The sequence below is a fragment of the Nocardia nepalensis genome, assembly GCF_048910785.1.
Classification (GTDB): Bacteria; Actinomycetota; Actinomycetes; order Mycobacteriales; family Mycobacteriaceae; genus Nocardia; species Nocardia nepalensis.
The window spans coordinates 1-2,873 of sequence record NZ_JBKBET010000004.1 but is presented as its reverse complement, the minus strand read 5'-3'; the positions used below and the strand labels follow the sequence as shown (position 1 = coordinate 2,873).

The following is a 2,873-nucleotide window of genomic DNA, read 5'->3' as shown; positions in this document are numbered from 1 at the left end:
CGTTGGTGGAGCGGCAGTTGATCCGTCGGGGTCGGTTGGTGCGGCGTCAGCTGGTAGTGCGTGGTTCGTTGGTGCAGTGTCGGCTGGTCCGGTGTGGTCGGTTGGTGCACTGTCGGCGGGCGCGGTGTTGGCGGGCTGGGCGGCGGCGGATGCCTCGTGGTCGGTTGGTGCGGCGGACTCGGCTGGTCCGGCGGAGTGGGCGTCAGCTGATCGTGCGTGGTTGGCTGGTGCAGTGTCGGCTGGTGCTTCACGGTCGGTTGGTGCGGCGGAGTCGGTTGGATCGGTCGGTAATGCCGGGGTGGTTCAGGCGATCAAATCGGTGGGTTCTGTTGCGGTACAGGGAGTTCGGTTGCGATGCAGGTGAGTTCGGGGATGGCCGAGGTGATGTCGCAGTCCGGTCTGAGTGAGGCCAGGACGGCGATTGCTTCGGCGCGCAGTGTCGTGGTGAAGATCGGGTCTTCGGCGCTGACCAGTCTGAAGGGTGGGCTGGATATGGCGCGCCTTGATCGGCTGGCCGATGCGGTCGAGGCGCGGATGCGGGCCGGGTCCGATGTGGTCGTGGTGTCGTCCGGTGCGATCGGTGCCGGGATCGCTCCGCTCGGGTTGACAAGTCGCCCAAGGGATCTGGCCACCAAGCAGGCTGCGGCGAGCGTCGGGCAGTTGGCGTTGGCACATGCGTGGGGGACCTCGTTCGCACGGTACGGGCGCACGGTCGGACAGGTGCTGTTGAGCGCCGACGACTTCTCCCGGCGCGAACATCACCGCAACGCGCAGCGCACCTTGGATCGGTTGCGCTCGCTCGGCGCGGTCGCTGTCGTGAACGAAAACGATACTGTCGCAACGGAAGAGATCCGCTTCGGCGACAATGACCGGCTCGCCGCGCTGGTCGCGCATCTGGTCGGCGCCGATGCGCTGGTGCTGCTCTCCGATGTCGAGGGCCTCTACGACGGTGACCCGCGCAAGGGCGCCGCGAACTTCATCCCCGAGGTCCGCAGCAGCGCCGACCTCGACGGCGTCATCGCGGGCAGCGGCGGCGCACTCGGCACCGGCGGCATGGCCTCGAAACTCTCCGCGGCCCGCCTGGCCGCCGACGCGGGCGTGCCCGTCCTGCTCGCCGCCGCCACCGAGGCCGATATCGCGCTCAGCGCTGGCACCGTCGGCACCGCCTTCGCCGCGCGCCCGGTTCGCCTCTCCGCCCGCAAATTCTGGGTCCGCCACGCCGCCGACAGCCGCGGCGCTATCCTCATCGACGACGGTGCCGTCCAAGCCGTGGCCCACCGCCGCCGCTCCCTGCTGGCCGCTGGCATCACCGGCATCCGCGGCCGCTTCTACGGCGGCGACGTAGTCGACCTCATCGCCCCCGACAACCGCATCGTCGCCCGCGGCGTAGTCGAATACGACAGCACCGAACTCTCCGGCATGCTCGGCCGCTCCACCACCGAACTCCCGGACACCATGCAACGCCCAGTAATCCACGCCGACGACCTCGTCAAAGTCTGAGCTCAGCCAGCTAGCCCGCATCGAGCCGAGTCAGATGATGCCTCACCACCGCAGCCCAACCACCATTTGACTCCCCTCGAAACGCTCGAGAACGCAACCACAGCCAGTCGACCGAGCTGGAAGCCGTCCGCCTGCCCACCCGACTGCGGGAGGTAAGTCGGGTACGGCACACGACGCGCCCAGCACTGCACCGGCAAAACCATGGAACGCCGAACGATCCGGGTCGAGCACCCCCCGAGAAGTCGGTGCAGAACAACAGGACCCACCGCAGCCCACCCAACCCGAACGCCACCACCCACCCCCCCTCAATTGGACATGTGATCACGTGGAATCTGTGGCGGCATCGCCCGAGAAGCCCCCGCCACCAGTGCCACCTGATCTTGATCCCTGTTCGACTCGCCTCGACACTCTCGAGAACGCAACCACAGCCAGTCGACCGAGCTGGAAGCCGCGGGCCTGCCCACCAGACTGCGGGAGGTAAGCCGGGTACGGCACACGACGCACCCAGCACTGCACCGGCAAAACCACGGAACACCAAACCATCCGGGGTCCAGCACCCCCGAGAAGTTGGTGCAGAACAACAGGACCCACCGCAGCCCAGCCAACCCGGACGCCACCACCACCCCCTCAGTTGGACGTGTGATCACGTGGAATCTGTGGCGGCATCGCCCGAGAAGCCCCCGCCACCAGTGCCACCTGATCTTGATCCCTGTGCGACTCGCCTCGACACTCTCGAGAACGCAACCACAGCCAGTCGACCGAGCTGGAAGCCGTCCGCCTGCCCACCCGACTGCGGGAGGTAAGTCGGGTACGGCACACGACGCGCCCAGCACTGCACCGGCAAAACCACGGAACGCCAAACCATCCGGGTCGAGCACCCCCTGGGAGTCGGTGCAGAACAACAGGACCTACCGCAGCCCACCCAACCCGAACGCCACCACCCACCACCCCCTCAACTGGACATGTGATCACGTGGAATCTGTGGCGGCATCGCCCGAGAAGCCCCCGCCACCAGTGCCACCTGATCTTGATCGTTGGGCCGAAATCTCCGCTGGATCGCCAGCCGGTGCCGGTAGCCGATCGTATGTGGTGCGATGGCCGCGGTGTGGGGCAGCGAAATCGGCTGCGAGGGACGCGGATCCGATAAGGGGTACGGCAGGGGTGGGGCTTGGTGCGCAGAGTTCGTCGGGTGGTGTCGGCTGTGGCCTTTGGATGTTGTGGATCGGGTGTGGGGCAGGGGGTTTCAGCGGGTTCCGTCTGGCGTTGGGATTACGCCGGGTTGGTTGGTGGTGGATGGGGGTTGGGATGGGCCGGTTTCTTCGGGGATGGGGCCGGTGATGCCGGGTTGGCCGCCCGGGTCGGGCAACTGTGGG

1 protein-coding gene is annotated in these 2,873 nt (G+C 67.3%); it reads left to right on the top strand.

All coding sequences use genetic code 11. The features are described 5' to 3' along the window. Nucleotides 1-384 precede the first annotated feature (384 nt). The gene (gene proB, locus ACHQ4I_RS03430) at nt 385-1,500 is read left to right on the top strand and encodes a glutamate 5-kinase (RefSeq protein ID WP_420770347.1); all 1,116 of its coding nucleotides are present in this window, start codon (nt 385-387) and stop codon (nt 1,498-1,500) included. The last annotated feature ends 1,373 nt before the right edge of the window (nt 1,501-2,873 follow it).